The organism is Bacillus sp. T-10(2022) (assembly GCF_056502895.1).
In genome coordinates this window covers 1,488,968-1,504,895 of record NZ_CP113518.1, presented here as the reverse complement: position 1 = coordinate 1,504,895, position 15,928 = coordinate 1,488,968, and the positions used below count along the sequence as shown (strand labels likewise).

Below are 15,928 nucleotides of genomic sequence, written 5' to 3'. Positions count from 1 at the left end.
CTTTAAAACTTTCTATCATTGGTTGTAACTCTTCTTGATATTGTTCTACCATCATTTCAAGTGAAGGCATTGTATAATACTTTTCAAGCCAAGAAACGTAATGAAGTGCTACATTCACCAATTGAGTAAATTATCTTTATTAACATAAAAAGACCCAAGCCCTTGTGATATCAAGGATTTGAGCCTTTGGCAGTTGATGACCTGTGAAGGATTCGAACCCACGCCCCCTTCCCTGTCAAGGAAGTGAAAGTAATGGGATTATAACAGATTTATAATGAAAAAGAGAATTGGACGCGAATCACCAGCTTTGGACTGAGATCTTTTAATTTGAATGATCGTTAATCAATTTTCTGCTCTTGCCGCTCGTATTTGGCTACTCTTTGCAATTTATCTAAATCCACCTTACGATCCCATACTTTTTTTGCATTTTCTGTAATATAGGGATAAAGATATTGATCAACGACCACCTGATAATCCAGGTCATCAAGTAAATTATACGTACGAATTTTTATGGTTTTGTTATCAAGGGTGTCAATGACTATATCATTGATTAAATTCAGTGGATTTCTTACTAAATCAATATTCCGGATATTCTTAATATAAACTGTACCTTTCTTCGACTTAATCGTACCATTTTCACCTTGGACAATCGTTAACAGGACCTTTCCTGGAATAAAACCTGGAAGTGACCAAAGCGTTAGGTAAAGGTAAAAAGGAGTAAAGATGAGACCACCGCCAAGGTAAAATAAAGAATACTTGGACTCAAATTTCAAACCGTGTATGATTAAGAAAAAACAAGCAATTAAAAAACCTACAGTCGCAAGAAACATCCACCCGTACATGAACTTTGACCCTTTTATCTGAATGGCGTCATTTTCTTTCTTAACGTTTACCAAATAATGCACCTCCTTAAGCTGGAAGAATCTTGTTGGTTAATAATAGTTGATTAATAGATTCCTCATTCGCTCTCTGAATACTCAGGTCAAGGTTGTCCCTTGTAGCTAGCCAACATTCATTCTTTCCTGGAATCACAAAATAAAGATCTTTTAGGTCAGGGTTATTCTCTGAGTCATACGTTAAGCTTACTAAACTATCCATTTTACCGTTTCTATTCGAAATATCATTTAAAAACTCTAAGATACTAGTAGACTCTCCCTTTTTACTTACCCATTTCTGAACAATTGACTCCGGTAAAGAATGAGATTGACTTACATCTTCTAAAAGTTCTTCAAATTCTTCACTTTTTAACTGAAGAATAACTTCACCTTGCTTTTCTAACGTATGGAAGTGGAAAAAACCGCTTATAACTGAAAGGATTTCTTCTTTCGGCAGCTTAGAAATAGAGTGAACTTGATGATCGTACAATACTTTATGTAAATAAACCTCTCCATTTTTAAAATGAAAGGCAATACTATCTTCTCCATTTAAGTCTGGCTGATGTTTAGAAGCTTTTACGGTACTTTCTGCATTATTCAATGTATGAATATAGGCAGCAAATTCATCTTTTAACTTATATTGATTATTTACTTCCTTTAACATATCTTTTGCTAACAAAGAGCGAGAGGCAATTTCTAGCATTAATTTCAACTCGGCATCTTGAAGCGTTTGAAAATAGGCTCCCTTAATCGACATTCCTTGTTCAAATAAACCTTCACTATAAAATGAAAAAAGTAACTCTTCAATACTTAATTGAATGGTATTCATATATCCTCCTTAAAAAAATGAAAATTTATCCTCAAAAAAATCTTTTGCTCCATCGGCAAGGGAACTCGCTGTTTCTTTCGCTTTCGATAATCCCTTACCGATTTCCCCCACCTTCCCTATTGGGTCAGCAATAGTATCCTTAATTTGATCATTTACGAAATCAGCACCTTTATTAACACCTTCAACAACTTTCCCAGCTTTCTCCAAACCACCTTTAATCAGTTCAAGCCCATCATGTATAGGTTCTTTAATGACAATCGCTGCTTTCTCTGCTATACCTGCCGTAAGTTTAGCCGCTTGCTCTCCAACAAGTCCTCCTACAAATGAACCTGCAGCGGCTCCTACAACTGTACCGACTGGGCCTACTAAACTTCCTAGAGCACCTCCTACGAATGCTCCCGCAATGGAACCTCCAGAAATCGCTACGGTATTATTCACTGCATTTCCTACCGCTTTTGCATTTTCTCGCTTTAAGACCTCTGGATTATTTCCATATTTCGCATAGTTTTCGGAAATTTTCAGTCCCATTCCGCCTGCTTCCATTACTCCTGTTACTAGTACTGCACTAACAGCGTTGGTTTTGGCAAATTTCGCTCCCGTCTGTAGAAATGATTTAAACGTTGTAGAGTCCAATGCTCGATGATTAATCCCTTCAAATAATGCCTTTGAACTATCTGTATACTTAACAACATCACCAGGAAGATATTTAGCAACCTTTTTGTGAACTAAATCAGCAAATGGAACATCTCTATATTTTTTCAATAAAAAGGTTGGATTTAAATAGGCTCTTGCTACATTACGAAATTTGGAATTATCGACTACATCTGTTAGTTTATTTAGGGCATTCATATGTTTATACATATAGACATCATCACTATTTTTGATAAATTGCGTAAAACCTAGCCCATAAAATGCCAGCTGTTTTGATACTAATGCACCCATCGTAGTGAGCGCTCCATATTTCTCATGCAGTTTATAAAGTTGACCGACTAAGTTATCAGCATCGGAAAATTTATTGGCTGTCATTCGAAGGTCGATCTCCATTTCACTCAGAAGGTCAACTAATTGATTTCCTGTTCCCCACGGATCTCCTACTTGATAAAAACAATGACTATACTCTGCTGGAGCACTGCTAATTAGGTTCACTAGTTCCAAATGAAGACTCTTGTATTCTTCTTCAATTTTTGACAAGTGCGAGACAAACTCATTTGCTAAATCTTCTAAACGATCTGGGTCTACTGAAATTTTATTCCCCACTGTATCATCCTCTTTTCTTTTCCTTTATGAACTATTTCATCTATATACTATGAAAAAAGTGATGTCCTAATAGAATAATCTATAAAGGCAGGATAAATAGGTCGACACAACCCGGTACCCAATTTTCATCCATTCCTTGCTTACCGTCATCTTCTTTTTTCTTTCCCTGTCTCTACTTATTACAAGCCATTTTAAACCTCTCAAAACAATTATCATTATTGGCAAGTACAGTTGTAAAACTTTAGCGGACATAAGGTAGAGTTAAAAAAGAGTGATTATTTGATGTGCCAAAACACCAAATTGAATGAACAAAATAAAAAAACCACCGCAGCCGGGGAGTAAACTACCATCTTTATTTTGCTTATTCTTATCCGGGAGGATCCAGCCTTCCTCTTCCAAACTTTTACGATCCCTATTCTTCGGTTTCATATGACACCTCTTTATATCCTTCATTCATTTTGTTTCTACTCATCCTTCATACAAGCAAGCCGCTCTAATTCTTTTTGTCTTTCAATCTCTTCTCTCACTCTGTCAACATCATTTGCTGCGCTTTCTAATTCTCTACTTATTTGATAAAGATTGTCTGAATGTCTTTGAAATAGGACAGCTGCTTCATCTAGTATTGAATCAAATTTTTTCCGGGCTTCGCCAGCCCATGTCTCCGTATTCGTATGTATACTCTGCATTAATTTTGATTCATCTAATTTTAACTCCTCAGAAGATTCCTGAAACACTTTTGTTAACGCTCTGACTTTATCCGAATTCATCTTTTCACCTCATTATTGAGTCAACGTACTTTTTCTCTATTTATTCTCAAATACCATTTTAATACAACAATTCCCTATTTTAGATAAGTAAATGTTACTATAATTACTAAGTCACTTCCATAGGCCCCCAGTATTGAAATAAGAAATAGATATAGGAAGAATGTTTTATTTTATTAACATAACGAGTGTAGTTGGCAAATATGCCATGATATAACGAGGGAAACTGGAATTTTCCTCATGCAGAGAAAGAAGGTTTATCCATTTCTGCCGTTAAAAATGGAGGTCGTTGGAAAGCTATAGAAGTATTCGGTTGAGGATGCTAACGTGACATCCATTCGGTTTCACGATATCCGGCACACCCACGCCTCCATCTTGATCTCTGAAGGGGTAGTTATCGTCAAAGTAGCGGCTCGTTTAGGACATTCGAAACTTAGCATCACGTTAGAGCATTACGCCCATATGATGCCCAACCAAGATGATGAAGTGGCTGATATTTTACACAACGCCCTTCAGAAGTCCAGTAAGACAAAATAAAAAAAGACCCAAATCCTTGTTATATCAAGGATTTGAGCCTTTGTTAGTTGATGACCTGTGAGGGATTCGAACCCACGACCCCTTCCCTGTCAAGGAAGTGCTCTCCCACTGAGCTAACAAGTCGTATGTAAATCAATCTTTAGTCTTAGTTACTGATTACTTTTGTGAACATGACTTATTATATAGTGGTATTTTCAAAAAAACAAGTAGTTTTATTAAATTTTTTTTTGCATTTAGTAAAAATTTTATTTTTATTAGACCCATCCATATAAATCATTTAAATATTAATTAAATAAGGTCTTATTGTCGCAATTTTTTGATCCTCACCATTCATGAAAAAACTAATGGATTAAATTCTATATCCTCATTTTCAAGCTATGAAGCTTTTTAAATTCTGTTGGACTCCAAGAGATATGATTCTCACGATTAAGTTCACTCCCTAATTTATAAATCCGTGAATTGTTATCTAGAAAATATCCCTTTGTGTTGTAAATAGTAAATGGAAGAAGAAGCCAGTTTACCAACTGCTTCCTCTCAAATGTTTTTCTAGATGATCTGGAGTTTTCGAAGATCACTATATTCACGTAAATCTGCAATTAAAGTTAACTATATACAGTCCATTTTGGTTATACCCTGATCAACCTGCCCCAATTTGAACCTCTTAACATTAATTCCTCCTATTTAGTACAAAATCAATGGCGGCGCCTTGGTTGAAGCCGTGAATACAGCCATTTATTTTGAAGATGTCTCCGTTGGGATTTCATAAATATTCACCGGTCATGAACTCTGCGGTTTCAGCAAATGTGAAAATCAGGCAATACTATTTCAGCATCCGACGGAATGGCGATTTTACTCATTACAATGGGTGAACAATACTCCTTGCCACGAAACAGTTATACTTCCATTGGAAAGTAATGATTTATTAAAAACAACTAATGTCTTATATAAAAAAGTTCAAAAGAACTAAAAAAAGAGATGATAATACATAAAATCATCTCTCATACTACTTAATTAAAATGTCTAAAGTCTAATAATGTTCAATCCACAGTAAGAAATCGATAACTATAAAATAGTTATTTGGAACAATCCTTTTTTAAGTTTATTTCTACCAATTTTGATCTTTTTCATAACCAAAATCGATTAGTAATCTTCCCGCAACTGCTTTAAATGTCTGCTTAACTTCAGCATCAAACTCCTCTCGCCATGAACCAATCTCACCTTTTCTAAAAGTATTGGATCTACTAGGGGCTATATTTCCCTCCATTTTCACAAGCATACTCTCCAAAGATTCCGGCAATTGCTGCCGGTCCCACAGATAATACACGATTTTTGATAAGGCAGCTTGTCTGGATTCTCTTGAAGACATCAGTTCTTCAAACGAAATAGTCAAAGTATTTGGTACCTTTATCCATTGATAAAATGGCCGATTCCATGCATCAAAATCAGGCCATTTTCCATCCACTCCCTTTAACAATGCCAAAATTCGATCTTTATGATTTATTCTATTATTATTGAAATCATTGTATAGGGGGTGTTCCGGCCATTTTGACGGAACGAAGTATGCCAAAGATATTAAAACATCACGCGGATCACGGTAAATAAAAATATGTTTTAGTTTTAACCGTTCTAACATATAAGCATATTGTTCTGAGTAAAATAAATGACCTAATCCAAACTCATTTGGCTGTAAGTAAGCCAATCGATAAAAATGATCTTTATAAATAGTAATATCCTGTACATGATGATCAATAAAAAATTTCTTTTCTGCATTCCCTATGTCATTTGTTACATTTGATAATCCATTTAGTATTTGATGCATCAAATGTGTTCCGCTTTTAGGTACTGAAGACATAATAAAGGGTGGCAATAAACCAATACCGTGATTCATGTATAAACCTCCTTAATATTTTACTTAGTTCTATTTCATAGGTTAGAGACTAATTCATCAATCTAACTAAGCTTTACGATAGCATACGAGATAAAATGGTTAATAATGTTAGTTTTTTAAAAAATATGGGTTAAAGCACAAAAAAAAACAATTAGTGGAAGAAGGTATGTCAATGCGAAGAGGACTTCCATATAATAGATAAAACATTTGAATTGGGGGCAAAAAAATGAAAGTCGTAATTCCCGTAGGAGATTTGCATATCGGAGGTGGATGCAATGTACTTGTCGAGATAGCTAACGCTTTAAAGGATCGTGGGCACGATACAGAAATAGTGATGCCTCAAACCGGTACGGTGAAATACAATGTGCGTTGTAAATTAACAATAGTCCCAGAATTATCAAAAGAATATATTCCTTATGGGGATATTATTCTTCCTAATTTTTATACAACTGTACGTCCTTCGGTCGAAGCGTGGCCAAAACAAACTGTTCGATTAAGCCTTGGATTCGAACCCTATTGGGTACCTGACAAAAATGAGGCCCTCCACTCATATCAACAGGATGTACCAATTATCAGCATTTCCAAATGGTTAGATGATCAGATTTTTAACCATGTCAACAAAAGGAGCCAAGTTATCAATCTAGGTATTGATCATAATGTTTTTCATCCCGGACCTCAGCCTAAGGTGTTTGAAGCAAATAAACCTAAAGTGATTCTTTACATTGGACGAGATGCGGTAAATTATGAATTGAAAGGATTTAATGATTTTGCTGAAGCAATAAAAATCGTAAAGAAAGAATATTCCGAACCATTTATTGTTCATATAATTAGTCCGGATGGCGTTCTTTATCTCGAGGAGGGAATTCCCTATAAAATTTTTCCAGCTCAAGATGAACAAGGTATGGCCGAATTGTACCGGTCATCAGATCTATTTGTCTCTTCTTCATGGTTTGAAGCCTTTTCCTTGCCTCCACTCGAAGCCATGGCATGCGGTACACCAGTAGTGACGACAAATTCGGGTGGTGTGTTAGACTTCTGCAAAGATTTAGAGAGCGCCTTCCTTACTTTGCCTAAAAATCCCCAATCACTCGCATCCGGTATTCTTTCAATTATATCGAACGAACTGTTAGCAAAAAAACTAATATCAGGTGGTTTTGAAACCTCACAAAAGTTCACAAAAGCCGGATATTTAAAGTCAATGATAGATGCATTGGAATCCATACATGAAGAAAGGATGAGAAGGTAAAATGGAAAAAGTGTCTATAATTATTCCGGTTTATAATTGTCCTTATGTTGATCAAGCTATTGAAAGTGCTTTAAACCAAAGCTATTCAAACATAGAAATTATCGTTGTTAACGACGGTTCAACTGAGCATATGGAGAAAATTAGACCCTATCTAAATAAGGTTCATCGTTATATTGAAAAATCAAATGGAGGTACAGCCAGTGCATTGAATATCGGTATTCAGAATGCAACAGGTGATTATTTCTCCTGGCTAAGCTCCGATGACCGATACGAACCAGAAAAAATCCAAAAACAACTTAAATTTATGAAAGAACGGAATGCAGAGGCAAGTTATTCATCTTATTTATATATTGATTCACATAACTTGACTTTAAGTGGATCCATCGGTATTAATTTCCCAAACCGGCTACAGTTCCTAGAACAAATGAGAAAAGGCTGTTTCATCAATGGATGTACAGTTATGATGAATATGAATATCTTCTCAAAGGTTGGCTTATTTGATGAATCCCTACCCTTCACGCATGATTACGATTTATGGATACGTGTGTTGAAATATTATAATTTTTATTATTTAGATGAACCGCTTGTCTTGTATCGTGTACATGACGAGATGGGAACAAAGAAACATGAAAAAGAAATCCTCAGGGAGATTAACTACGTCCAACAAAAGCGGCAAGCAGAATTGAAACAAATGATACAGAGGGAGTTAAGAAAATGAAAATTACATTCCCCATTTTGACCCTCTGCAAAGGTGGTGCTCAGCGAATGCTTGCCGAATTAGTAAACGGTCTAGTTTATAAAGGACATGATGTTATCATTCTAATGCCACGCCAAGGAGACCTTGAATATGACATTCATGGGAAAATTATACGGACGTCATCTCACCAAATATTAGAAAAGGACTATCCAAAAAGTGATATCATCGTATCTAACTTTTATTCCATCTTTCCTTCGGCCCAAGCAGCAAGTGAAAACGGAAAGGGAACACACATACGACTAAGCTTATGCTATGAACCCACCTTTTTACCAGAAAATAATGTTACTTTCAAGACGTATCATATGCCTAATCTATTAGTTTTGTCCAAGTGGCAACAGCAAATCATTTTTTTAAATCACGGAGTAAAAGGGCATATCGTACCAGTTGGAGTAAGTTCCACCTTTAAAAATCTTAATATACGTAAACCTAATAGTCCTCTACAAATATCAGCAATTGTAAGGATTCCAGAAGGGGGATACTCCTGGCATCGTGAACAAGATTATCTTATAGAACAATTGGAATTAGTTACACAACATCATCCTCATGTTATTATCAATCTATTTTGCCCCCCAAAAGAGCTAGCCAATTCTCCTAGTTTGCAGAAACTTAAAAACAATAAGAAATACCGTTTCTTCACTCCGGGAAATGACACCGAATTATGCTATCACTATAACCATACAGATATTTTTGTTAATTCATCAACCTATGATACGGCCTGTTTACCTGGTCTTGAAGCAATGAGGTGTGGTGCAGCGTTGGTGACCACCTATGCAGGAGGGAACCAAGATTATTGTCGTCATGAAGAAAATTGTCTGCTTTCTTATCGTTATGAAAACCGTCTTTTTCAGGATATCACTCGCCTTATCGATGACCCAGATTTGAGGAGTAAATTAGCCTTGGAAGGCCAGAATGAATCAGCTAAGTGGACATGGAAAAAAAGTGTATCCGCTTTTGAACATGCCGTCACACAAATCCTACAAAAAACGTAGGTACTATTTAAATTAATAAACCCAACCATTACCGGTTTAAAAATTCCCTTTAACTGGGGTTATGCCCCCATTATAGTAATACGAAATGGAAAGATGAAAGACTAGATTTTTTAAAATAATGGCCCTCTAAGGCATTTCCAAGCTAGAAACCAATCAAATTAGGAAATAGACATTACCTATTTAATTTTTTATGGAGAAAAACACAGCTAACATTTAAAGTTTAATAAGAAAACAGGTATGTAAAAAAGTAATCAGCTAGGATAGTACTTGTACGGAGAATGTTTTATCCATTTTAAGTAGGGTTTAATTCACTTTACTCAATCCTTTCGAATGTATAATTACAATCGTTCTATAAGAAACAAAAAATAACCCTGATTTGAATTTTAAACTCAGGGTTACTTTATTTTGTTTTACTGTTTACTTTATGTGGTCAGCCATTCCCTCGTGTAATTATCTGAATCATTTGATTATTCTAGTGAAGAGAATTTTGATTTATTTTTTTCTAAAACTTCTAATACTATTGTACCCCAATCATTATTCCTGCGTATAAAAATCTCCAGAAAAAAACTTGAGAGATTCCCCACCTTTATAAAATCGATGTTCCTGAAAATGTGATGGGACCAGTAGCGCTAGCCTGATTTGTAATCAAGGAGTTTGTTACCTCTGCCGTGATTCTATAGCTGTGATACCCCACAGGGGCATTTTGATCTACGATTTGGAATGTTGTATTTCTTACTTCATTTAGTGCTAGAGTTTCAATCATTACAGTACCGATTACTCCTGTGTCTCTGAAAACTCGGATTACGATTTGCGGAAAACCCAAAAGTGAAGTAAACTCTACTGTTCCAATTAATAAGACATCCGTATCTGGGTCAAGCACCGCAAGACCAAATGCAGCAAGCGTAATATTAGAGGGTGCCGCTGGAACTGGTCGGTTTAAACTACTACTAAAATTACTAGGCACACTTGCGTTAAAATCAACAATTTGTTTAACCAAAAAATACACCACCATTATTTAGAATTTGTTACCTTAAAGTATATGATTTTTTTTTTTTTTTGATTGTGTAATCTCCTATTTATTAATAAATAGGTTTAATGTAATAAAACAACAAAGTAGGCTGTCGGGAGTTTTCCGACAGCCTGAAGGACTAATGACTTGATTTAAGAGAAAGCTAGAATCCGACTAAGCAATATCATAAGCTTTGTTTTCTTTTATTGATATATTGAAACTAAAATTCGGTATTATCACAGGCTATTAGTGTAGTTGACTTTTATAGATCATTTATTCTAAGTGTTAATTTTTTTTACTGGCTTACAATCATCCCCTTTTTGACAGACATTGCCCCCTCTCAAAGTTTTTTCAAATGGTCTGGAATCTCACATACTCAGTTAATTTAGCAATTACAATTGAAGATCACTTTTAAGAATCATACGTGAATCAAGCATTTCAAGTGAGCTGTATTTAGGTTATACCAAGATTTACACCTATATCATCAACTCATACTATTAATGAATTGGGCTCCACTTAAAGTTTTCTCTATGTTCGCATTAATATCATGCTTAACTATGGAAAACTCTTGTTCAATATATATTTTAGTTGATTAATATTGTTAATAGAATTGGTTAAAAAACTAAGAAGACTTATCCGATGTAAGAAAAAAGTGTTATTTAGCTATATGTAAGCTACCAAATAAAAAACTTTGTGGAAATCCGTTTGAACTTTGTCAAGCAATTATATTTAATCACAAACTTTTAATAGTTTAACATAGAAAACCTAACCTTCTTAAGTTAGCAACAAGGAAAATAATGTAACTATTGTTAGGATATTTGCTAGTTAGTAGAATTCTTAATCCGGATATCTTCTTTTAATTAAATAGCTTGGATTGTTTCCCTGTCGTTATTACAATGGGATAAATAACTCAAAAGTTTTCTTTGTCGTATTTTCCCTATCAGCTCAAGAGGCATTTAAAAAGTAACCACCAATAGTTATCCTTTCCATCCTTCAAGATAATTTCATTGAAAAAAGAATAGGATTAACACAAAAATCACCTTACTCTTTTTGAAATCAAAAGAGAGAAATGTTTAGTAAGTATATTATATGTAAAGTCGATAAACTTACCTAAAGTGTTAGTATTTGACTACTTCTAAACTCTTACTCATAGCTTGATTATTGGTGTTAAAGACTAGAGCATAAATTGGAGTTAAACTCAACCAGCTTTCCCAAATCAATTATATTTTTTGTTAAAAAGTCAACGCATTATATTAAAAAAGTTTTAATTTTTTCTTATTTTATTTCCCCGCTCCGCAAAACACGAACGAACATTCCCTTTTCACTTGCATATAAAACGTACGTTCGCATATAATGATAGCAAGCAAGTCAGCAAAGGAGTGACAGGGAATGAAATATATACTTCGTAAACATATGGAAGGAAATGCTCCATTGGAGATAATTTATCTCTCCGAACAAGGTAAGATCACGCAGCGGAAAATTCAGGTGCTTGAAATTTATCCAGGACATATTCACGCATTCTGTTTCCTAAGGCAGACAAAACGGACATTTAAAGTGGCCAATATCCTTTCTGCCCGCCTCATTAAGGCCAGGTTTGATAGGTCTGGCTGAAGAAGAGTTAATCAAGGTTCAACCGATTAACTCTTCTTCTTCCTGGATGTCCTTTTCCTGTTCGGTTAACGATTCTTCTTCATCTCTCAGACGGTGAGCTAACCTTGAGGCGGCACTCGCGGCAATGCTTGCAACGATATCATCCAGGAAGGTATGCACGATTCCTTCTTGCTTCTTATCAAGTTCGTGTATGACGCCTATTTTATTTTTATCCAAATGGCCAAAGGTCGTTACAGCAATGCTTCCGTAACCGAGTACTGCACCAAAGGCAATCGTTTCATCCACTCCGAATAGCCCTTCATCAGACTCAACAATAGATTGCAGGGGTTCTGATAGCTTTTTTTGCTCGGCCAGTTTATCCAGCTCCACACCGACTAAAATGGCATGTTGAATTTCCCTTTTCAACAGGACACGCTCAACGCTGTGGATGCATTCCTCCAGCTTAAGATCAGCTTTGTACGGGAACTGCAATTCATAAACGATTTTTGCAATTGCCTCCACACTGACACCACGCTCTAATAATGTTCGTTTAGCCGCCTTCGTTACTTCCCTGCTGTGTACCTGTACATCTGCCATTTTATTCGCCACCTTTTTTATTGTATTATTTTTCTATATCCTTTTATTATAGCACCTTATTATTCAAATTTTTAGAAAATACAATGAAAATTTTCTATTCTAAAATCTTGTCACGGGAAAAAGTCGCAAGGCTATGCTAAAATAATCAAGTAAGTTGTTTTTAATTATTAATTATCATTGAGGTGCGGGAGAATGAGTTTACGCAAAGGCACAATTAAAGAGTACATGTTTAAAAGCGAAGCTTTAGCAGAAGAATTGGAACTGCTTGTTTACTTGCCTGCTAATTTTTCGCCACTGTATAAATATTCGCTTGTGATTGCTCAGGATGGCCGTGATTATTTTCAAATGGGTCGAATTGGTCGGGTAGCAGATGAACTGTTAGGGAACGATGAGATTGAGAATATCATCATTGTCGGCATTCCCTATAAAGACCGCTTTGACCGTAGGCGCAAATATCATCCGGACGGGGAACAGCACATTGCATACATACGTTTTCTTGCCCATGAACTTGTCCCGTTTTTAGATGATGAATTCCCAACCTATCAAATGGGACATGGTCGAACTTTGATCGGTGACTCTCTTGGCGGTACAGTTTCTTTATTGGCCGCCCTAAAGTATCCGCATACATTCGGGAAATGCATCATGCAGTCGCCACTTGCCAATGAAGCAGTAATGGATGCTGTACGTAATTTTGAGGATCCGCATCTCCTCGAACTTTACCATGTGATCGGGACTGGGGAAACAGATGTTCCAACGACGGATGGCAAGAAGGCAAACTTCATAGAGCCCAACAGGGAATTGCATAAATTAATAAATCAAAAAGGATTTCCTTACTTCTATGAAGAATTTGAAGGTAATCATACCTGGAAATACTGGCAGGCAGATTTAAAACGAGCACTATTGGAAATGTTCTAATCCTCTCTTTTTGAGATGGTTTCAAGAAAAAGCATGGCCAACTATAATACAACTAAAAAAATATCAGGAGGTTTTATTTATGAAATATGGTGTTGCAATTTTCCCTTCAAAAAAACTTCAAGATTTAGCTAACTCCTATCGCAAACGGTATGATACGAAATATGCTTTCATTCCACCGCATCTGACGCTTAAACCAACGTTCGAAGCGACGGATATGGAAATTTCAACAATCGCGGATCAATTAAAAGACATTGCTCGTAAGTGCAGGCCTTTTACGATTAGCGTTACGAAAACGAAGTCTTTCCAACCTGTAAGCAATACTATTTATTTCAAAGTGGAATTATCCGAAGGGCTTCAAGAACTGCATGATGCACTTAACAATGAGGATTTCATAAAAAGTGAAAGTGAACATGCATTTGTCCCGCATATTACCATCGCTCAAGATTTATCCGATAATGAGCATTCTGATGTTTTAGGCCAATTAAGCATGCTTGACATCAGCCATGAAGAAGAGGTGAAACGAGTTCACTTGCTGTATCAACTTGAAGATGGGGCATGGACCGTTTATGAAACATTTAGATTAGGAGCTGAATGATTTCGTGTTTGTAAAAATCGCAGAGAACAGCCAAGAGCTTGAAAATGCTTATATGATCAGAAAAAAAGTGTTCGTCCAAGAACAAAACGTCCCTCTTGAAGAAGAGATCGATGAATATGAACAAGAGTCTACACATTTCGTTTTATATGATGATCAGCATCAGCCAATCGGTGCCGGCCGTTTCAGGGTCATCGACAACATTGGTAAAGTCCAGCGCATTTGTGTACTATCATCGGGCCGTAAGAATGGTGCCGGTGCCATGATCATGAATGCTATTGAGGAATACGCCATCCAGCAGGAAGTACCTCAATTGAAGCTTGATTCCCAGGTCCATGCCATCCCTTTTTATTCGAAATTAGGGTATGAGATCGTTTCCGACGAATTCATGGATGCCGGCATTCCTCATAAAACAATGAAGAAAACCATTTTATAATATAAAAAAGCTGTCCTTTCAGTTCTCTGATTGGACAGCTTTTTTTGTTCGTTCATGAACTTAAATTATCGTTTTATAAAAAAAACCATTTCCGTTCAATGGCAATCTCCGCAAAAATACATAGTCTATATATAGAAAGCAAGAAGGAGGGAAAATTTTATGGGTAACAATGATTTTAACCTGGAGGAGTCTCAAAAAAGACTGATGGAACTGCTGGTTTCGAGGACTATGAGAAAACATGGTTTCAAAAAGGAAAAAGTCGATCTGACTGAAAGAGAGAAAAACAACCTTAAAGAAACCATTCGCCATTTACAAGAGCAATCACTAAAAATCATAAACCAAGAAAAGAACATCACTGAACATGATGTTAATCCAGTTACAAATTCCATTCACAACAAATTCACGGATTCCAAAAATAAATGACACACCATATCACCTAATCAAACCTTACTTGCTGGCGAGAAATAAGTAAACCGAGACATAGCAGCACTTACATTTCATTCCTAAAGCTCCAGCTTCTTTATTATTCATCCCCACACACCAATACTTTCTCTAAGTATTAAAAAATAGACGAATTAACTGATTTATTCGTCCAACCCGATTACCCATCAAAGCATATTTTAATAGGGAATAAAACCTAAGGAGGAAAAAACAACATGAACCAAAATGTATATCGTAGCAACTGTAACACACATGAAGACTCTGAAAGATCATGGTCGGCTCTAGATTCCGCTTCCAGACATCCCCTGTCAGGATTCTGTAACGACGATGACACACGCATTAACCAAGAGGCAATACAGGATAATAATCAACTTCAGCTTTCTGAAGAACTTATTTACATTAAAGATTCTTGTAATGTAAATATCACTTCAACGGATGTTAAAGCGGCCCTTTCTCTTCAAGCTGCTCTACAAGCTGCAATTGCGGTCATCGTAAGCATTTCCATCGCAGATTCTGATAATGCTGAGAAGATCACTCAAGAATTAATCCAATCTTCTAATGTTAAACAAATCACGCGCCAAAAAACAATTGTTGAAAACAGCCGTGATATCGAAATTACAACAACGGATGCTCAAATCGCTCTAAACATCCAATTATTACTTCAACTATTGTTAGCTCTAATCGTAGAAATTGACATTCTCTAAGGAATCAACACAAAAAGGACACTTCGCGTGTCCTCTTTTGTTTTTGATGGCAGAACTAGACAACTTCGTTGAAAAACCTGCCTTTTCCAGTCATTTCAGCCGTTAAATCTTCACTGACCCTCATGCCCATTTGATATTTATATGTGCCTGCCCCATATGTACTTTCCCGATTATTATCTTTCATTTGATGTAATCCTTCAAAGCTTCCCCTTTCCCTTTCCAGCACCTGATCAAAACGGATAGGTTGAATGGGTGTCGTCCCTTTAACAATTCTTACTTTCTCTGCAGCTTCGACCGTCCGGTTGGCATATTGAATATAATCAAATTGTGTGACAGGTGCTATGTACCCCATAGTTTTCCCTCCTTATATTTACATAGTTGTGTTGTCATTTAATTACCCGTCCGAAACAATATATAAACACGATTTCCGCATTCTTTTTTCCTAATCTTCTGGTATGATGAGTATTGCCGATATTTTTAATAGATTAGAGGTATCCATTTA

General features: G+C 36.0%; 18 protein-coding genes, 1 tRNA gene and 1 pseudogene. 10 read left to right on the top strand and 10 right to left on the bottom strand.

Annotation, left to right across the window (positions count from 1 at the left end):
- Positions 1-338: 338 nt before the first annotated feature.
- The 5 genes from OSJ91_RS07405 to OSJ91_RS07385 all read right to left on the bottom strand — a co-directional run bounded on the left by OSJ91_RS07405 (position 339) and on the right by OSJ91_RS07385 (position 3,728).
- Positions 339-896 (bottom strand): DUF5381 family protein, encoded by a 558-nt coding sequence (locus tag OSJ91_RS07405; protein ID WP_413016297.1) that lies wholly within the window; start codon positions 894-896, stop codon positions 339-341.
- A 13-nt stretch (positions 897-909) separates the two neighbouring features.
- Positions 910-1,704 carry a hypothetical protein gene (locus OSJ91_RS07400; protein WP_413016295.1) on the bottom strand — a complete coding sequence of 265 codons (795 nt, stop codon included), beginning with the start codon at positions 1,702-1,704 and terminating at the stop codon, positions 910-912.
- Between the two features lie 9 nt (positions 1,705-1,713).
- Positions 1,714-2,961, bottom strand: a complete 1,248-nt coding sequence (locus tag OSJ91_RS07395) for a glycine zipper domain-containing protein (protein ID WP_485891304.1) — start codon at positions 2,959-2,961, stop codon at positions 1,714-1,716.
- A gap of 261 nt (positions 2,962-3,222) precedes the next feature.
- Positions 3,223-3,390, bottom strand: coding sequence for a hypothetical protein (locus OSJ91_RS07390; protein WP_157831085.1), 168 nt, complete (start codon positions 3,388-3,390; stop codon positions 3,223-3,225).
- A 35-nt stretch (positions 3,391-3,425) separates the two neighbouring features.
- Positions 3,426-3,728, bottom strand: coding sequence for a WXG100 family type VII secretion target (locus OSJ91_RS07385; RefSeq protein WP_350301776.1), 303 nt, complete (start codon positions 3,726-3,728; stop codon positions 3,426-3,428).
- Positions 3,729-4,049: 321 nt separating this feature from the next.
- Here OSJ91_RS07385 and OSJ91_RS07380 point away from each other — a divergent pair.
- A pseudogene (locus tag OSJ91_RS07380) lies at positions 4,050-4,262 on the top strand (tyrosine-type recombinase/integrase); the annotation flags it as partial.
- Between the two features lie 51 nt (positions 4,263-4,313).
- On the opposite strand, the gene OSJ91_RS07375 reads toward OSJ91_RS07380, so the two are convergent.
- A tRNA-Val gene (locus OSJ91_RS07375) sits at positions 4,314-4,385 on the bottom strand.
- 982 nt (positions 4,386-5,367) lie between these two features.
- Positions 5,368-6,150, bottom strand: coding sequence for a sulfotransferase domain-containing protein (locus tag OSJ91_RS07370; protein ID WP_485891303.1), 783 nt, complete (start codon positions 6,148-6,150; stop codon positions 5,368-5,370).
- Between the two features lie 226 nt (positions 6,151-6,376).
- Between OSJ91_RS07370 and OSJ91_RS07365 the strand changes: the two genes are divergently transcribed.
- From OSJ91_RS07365 to OSJ91_RS07355, 3 genes are read left to right on the top strand one after another with little or no spacing between them, the layout of a single operon-like run.
- Entirely contained in the window at positions 6,377-7,396 is a 1,020-nt protein-coding gene (locus OSJ91_RS07365; protein ID WP_485891302.1) for a glycosyltransferase family 4 protein, read from the top strand.
- 1 nt (position 7,397) lies between these two features.
- Entirely contained in the window at positions 7,398-8,114 is a 717-nt protein-coding gene (locus OSJ91_RS07360; RefSeq protein ID WP_485891301.1) for a glycosyltransferase, read from the top strand.
- On the top strand, positions 8,111-9,142 hold the full coding sequence (locus OSJ91_RS07355) for a glycosyltransferase family 4 protein (protein WP_485891300.1): 1,032 nt from the start codon (positions 8,111-8,113) through the stop codon (positions 9,140-9,142). The genes OSJ91_RS07360 and OSJ91_RS07355 overlap by 4 nt, the downstream gene beginning before the upstream one ends.
- Before the next feature lie 586 nt (positions 9,143-9,728).
- Here OSJ91_RS07355 and OSJ91_RS07350 read toward each other — a convergent pair.
- On the bottom strand, positions 9,729-10,139 hold the full coding sequence (locus tag OSJ91_RS07350; protein ID WP_485891299.1) for a hypothetical protein: 411 nt from the start codon (positions 10,137-10,139) through the stop codon (positions 9,729-9,731).
- 1,401 nt (positions 10,140-11,540) lie between these two features.
- On the opposite strand from OSJ91_RS07350, the gene OSJ91_RS07345 reads away from it, so the two are divergent.
- On the top strand, positions 11,541-11,762 hold the full coding sequence (locus OSJ91_RS07345; protein WP_101224088.1) for a hypothetical protein: 222 nt from the start codon (positions 11,541-11,543) through the stop codon (positions 11,760-11,762).
- Between the two features lie 18 nt (positions 11,763-11,780).
- Here the strand turns inward: OSJ91_RS07345 and OSJ91_RS07340 are convergent, their stop codons facing one another.
- The gene (locus OSJ91_RS07340; protein WP_101224089.1) at positions 11,781-12,338 is read right to left on the bottom strand and encodes a phosphatidylglycerophosphatase A family protein; all 558 of its coding nucleotides are present in this window, start codon (positions 12,336-12,338) and stop codon (positions 11,781-11,783) included.
- 192 nt (positions 12,339-12,530) lie between these two features.
- On the opposite strand from OSJ91_RS07340, the gene OSJ91_RS07335 reads away from it, so the two are divergent.
- The 5 genes from OSJ91_RS07335 to OSJ91_RS07315 all read left to right on the top strand — a co-directional run bounded on the left by OSJ91_RS07335 (position 12,531) and on the right by OSJ91_RS07315 (position 15,426).
- Positions 12,531-13,253, top strand: a complete 723-nt coding sequence (locus tag OSJ91_RS07335) for an alpha/beta hydrolase (protein ID WP_101224090.1) — start codon at positions 12,531-12,533, stop codon at positions 13,251-13,253.
- A 79-nt stretch (positions 13,254-13,332) separates the two neighbouring features.
- On the top strand, positions 13,333-13,848 hold the full coding sequence (locus OSJ91_RS07330) for a YjcG family protein (protein ID WP_350301762.1): 516 nt from the start codon (positions 13,333-13,335) through the stop codon (positions 13,846-13,848).
- A 4-nt stretch (positions 13,849-13,852) separates the two neighbouring features.
- Positions 13,853-14,281: a GNAT family N-acetyltransferase gene (locus OSJ91_RS07325; protein WP_350301761.1), complete on the top strand. Its 429-nt coding sequence runs from the start codon at positions 13,853-13,855 to the stop codon at positions 14,279-14,281.
- Positions 14,282-14,440: 159 nt separating this feature from the next.
- Complete coding sequence (locus OSJ91_RS07320; protein WP_350301760.1) at positions 14,441-14,704, top strand: hypothetical protein; 264 nt, start codon at positions 14,441-14,443, stop codon at positions 14,702-14,704.
- A gap of 233 nt (positions 14,705-14,937) precedes the next feature.
- Positions 14,938-15,426: a spore coat protein gene (locus tag OSJ91_RS07315; protein WP_350301759.1), complete on the top strand. Its 489-nt coding sequence runs from the start codon at positions 14,938-14,940 to the stop codon at positions 15,424-15,426.
- Between the two features lie 55 nt (positions 15,427-15,481).
- On the opposite strand, the gene OSJ91_RS07310 is transcribed toward OSJ91_RS07315, so the two are convergent.
- The gene (locus OSJ91_RS07310; protein WP_413016287.1) at positions 15,482-15,778 is read right to left on the bottom strand and encodes a hypothetical protein; all 297 of its coding nucleotides are present in this window, start codon (positions 15,776-15,778) and stop codon (positions 15,482-15,484) included.
- Between the last annotated feature and the right edge of the window lie 150 nt (positions 15,779-15,928).

Coding starts and splice junctions, on each gene's coding strand:
- OSJ91_RS07400 (WP_413016295.1), bottom strand. CDS start 1,704: ATGAATACCATTCAATTAAGTATTGAAGAGTTACTTTTTTCATTTTAT.
- OSJ91_RS07390 (WP_157831085.1), bottom strand. CDS start 3,390: ATGAAACCGAAGAATAGGGATCGTAAAAGTTTGGAAGAGGAAGGCTGG.
- OSJ91_RS07345 (WP_101224088.1), top strand. CDS start 11,541: ATGAAATATATACTTCGTAAACATATGGAAGGAAATGCTCCATTGGAG.
- OSJ91_RS07330 (WP_350301762.1), top strand. CDS start 13,333: ATGAAATATGGTGTTGCAATTTTCCCTTCAAAAAAACTTCAAGATTTA.
- OSJ91_RS07360 (WP_485891301.1), top strand. CDS start 7,398: ATGGAAAAAGTGTCTATAATTATTCCGGTTTATAATTGTCCTTATGTT.
- OSJ91_RS07335 (WP_101224090.1), top strand. CDS start 12,531: ATGAGTTTACGCAAAGGCACAATTAAAGAGTACATGTTTAAAAGCGAA.
- OSJ91_RS07370 (WP_485891303.1), bottom strand. CDS start 6,150: ATGAATCACGGTATTGGTTTATTGCCACCCTTTATTATGTCTTCAGTA.
- OSJ91_RS07340 (WP_101224089.1), bottom strand. CDS start 12,338: ATGGCAGATGTACAGGTACACAGCAGGGAAGTAACGAAGGCGGCTAAA.
- OSJ91_RS07315 (WP_350301759.1), top strand. CDS start 14,938: ATGAACCAAAATGTATATCGTAGCAACTGTAACACACATGAAGACTCT.
- OSJ91_RS07355 (WP_485891300.1), top strand. CDS start 8,111: ATGAAAATTACATTCCCCATTTTGACCCTCTGCAAAGGTGGTGCTCAG.
- OSJ91_RS07310 (WP_413016287.1), bottom strand. CDS start 15,778: ATGGGGTACATAGCACCTGTCACACAATTTGATTATATTCAATATGCC.
- OSJ91_RS07365 (WP_485891302.1), top strand. CDS start 6,377: ATGAAAGTCGTAATTCCCGTAGGAGATTTGCATATCGGAGGTGGATGC.
- OSJ91_RS07385 (WP_350301776.1), bottom strand. CDS start 3,728: ATGAATTCGGATAAAGTCAGAGCGTTAACAAAAGTGTTTCAGGAATCT.
- OSJ91_RS07320 (WP_350301760.1), top strand. CDS start 14,441: ATGGGTAACAATGATTTTAACCTGGAGGAGTCTCAAAAAAGACTGATG.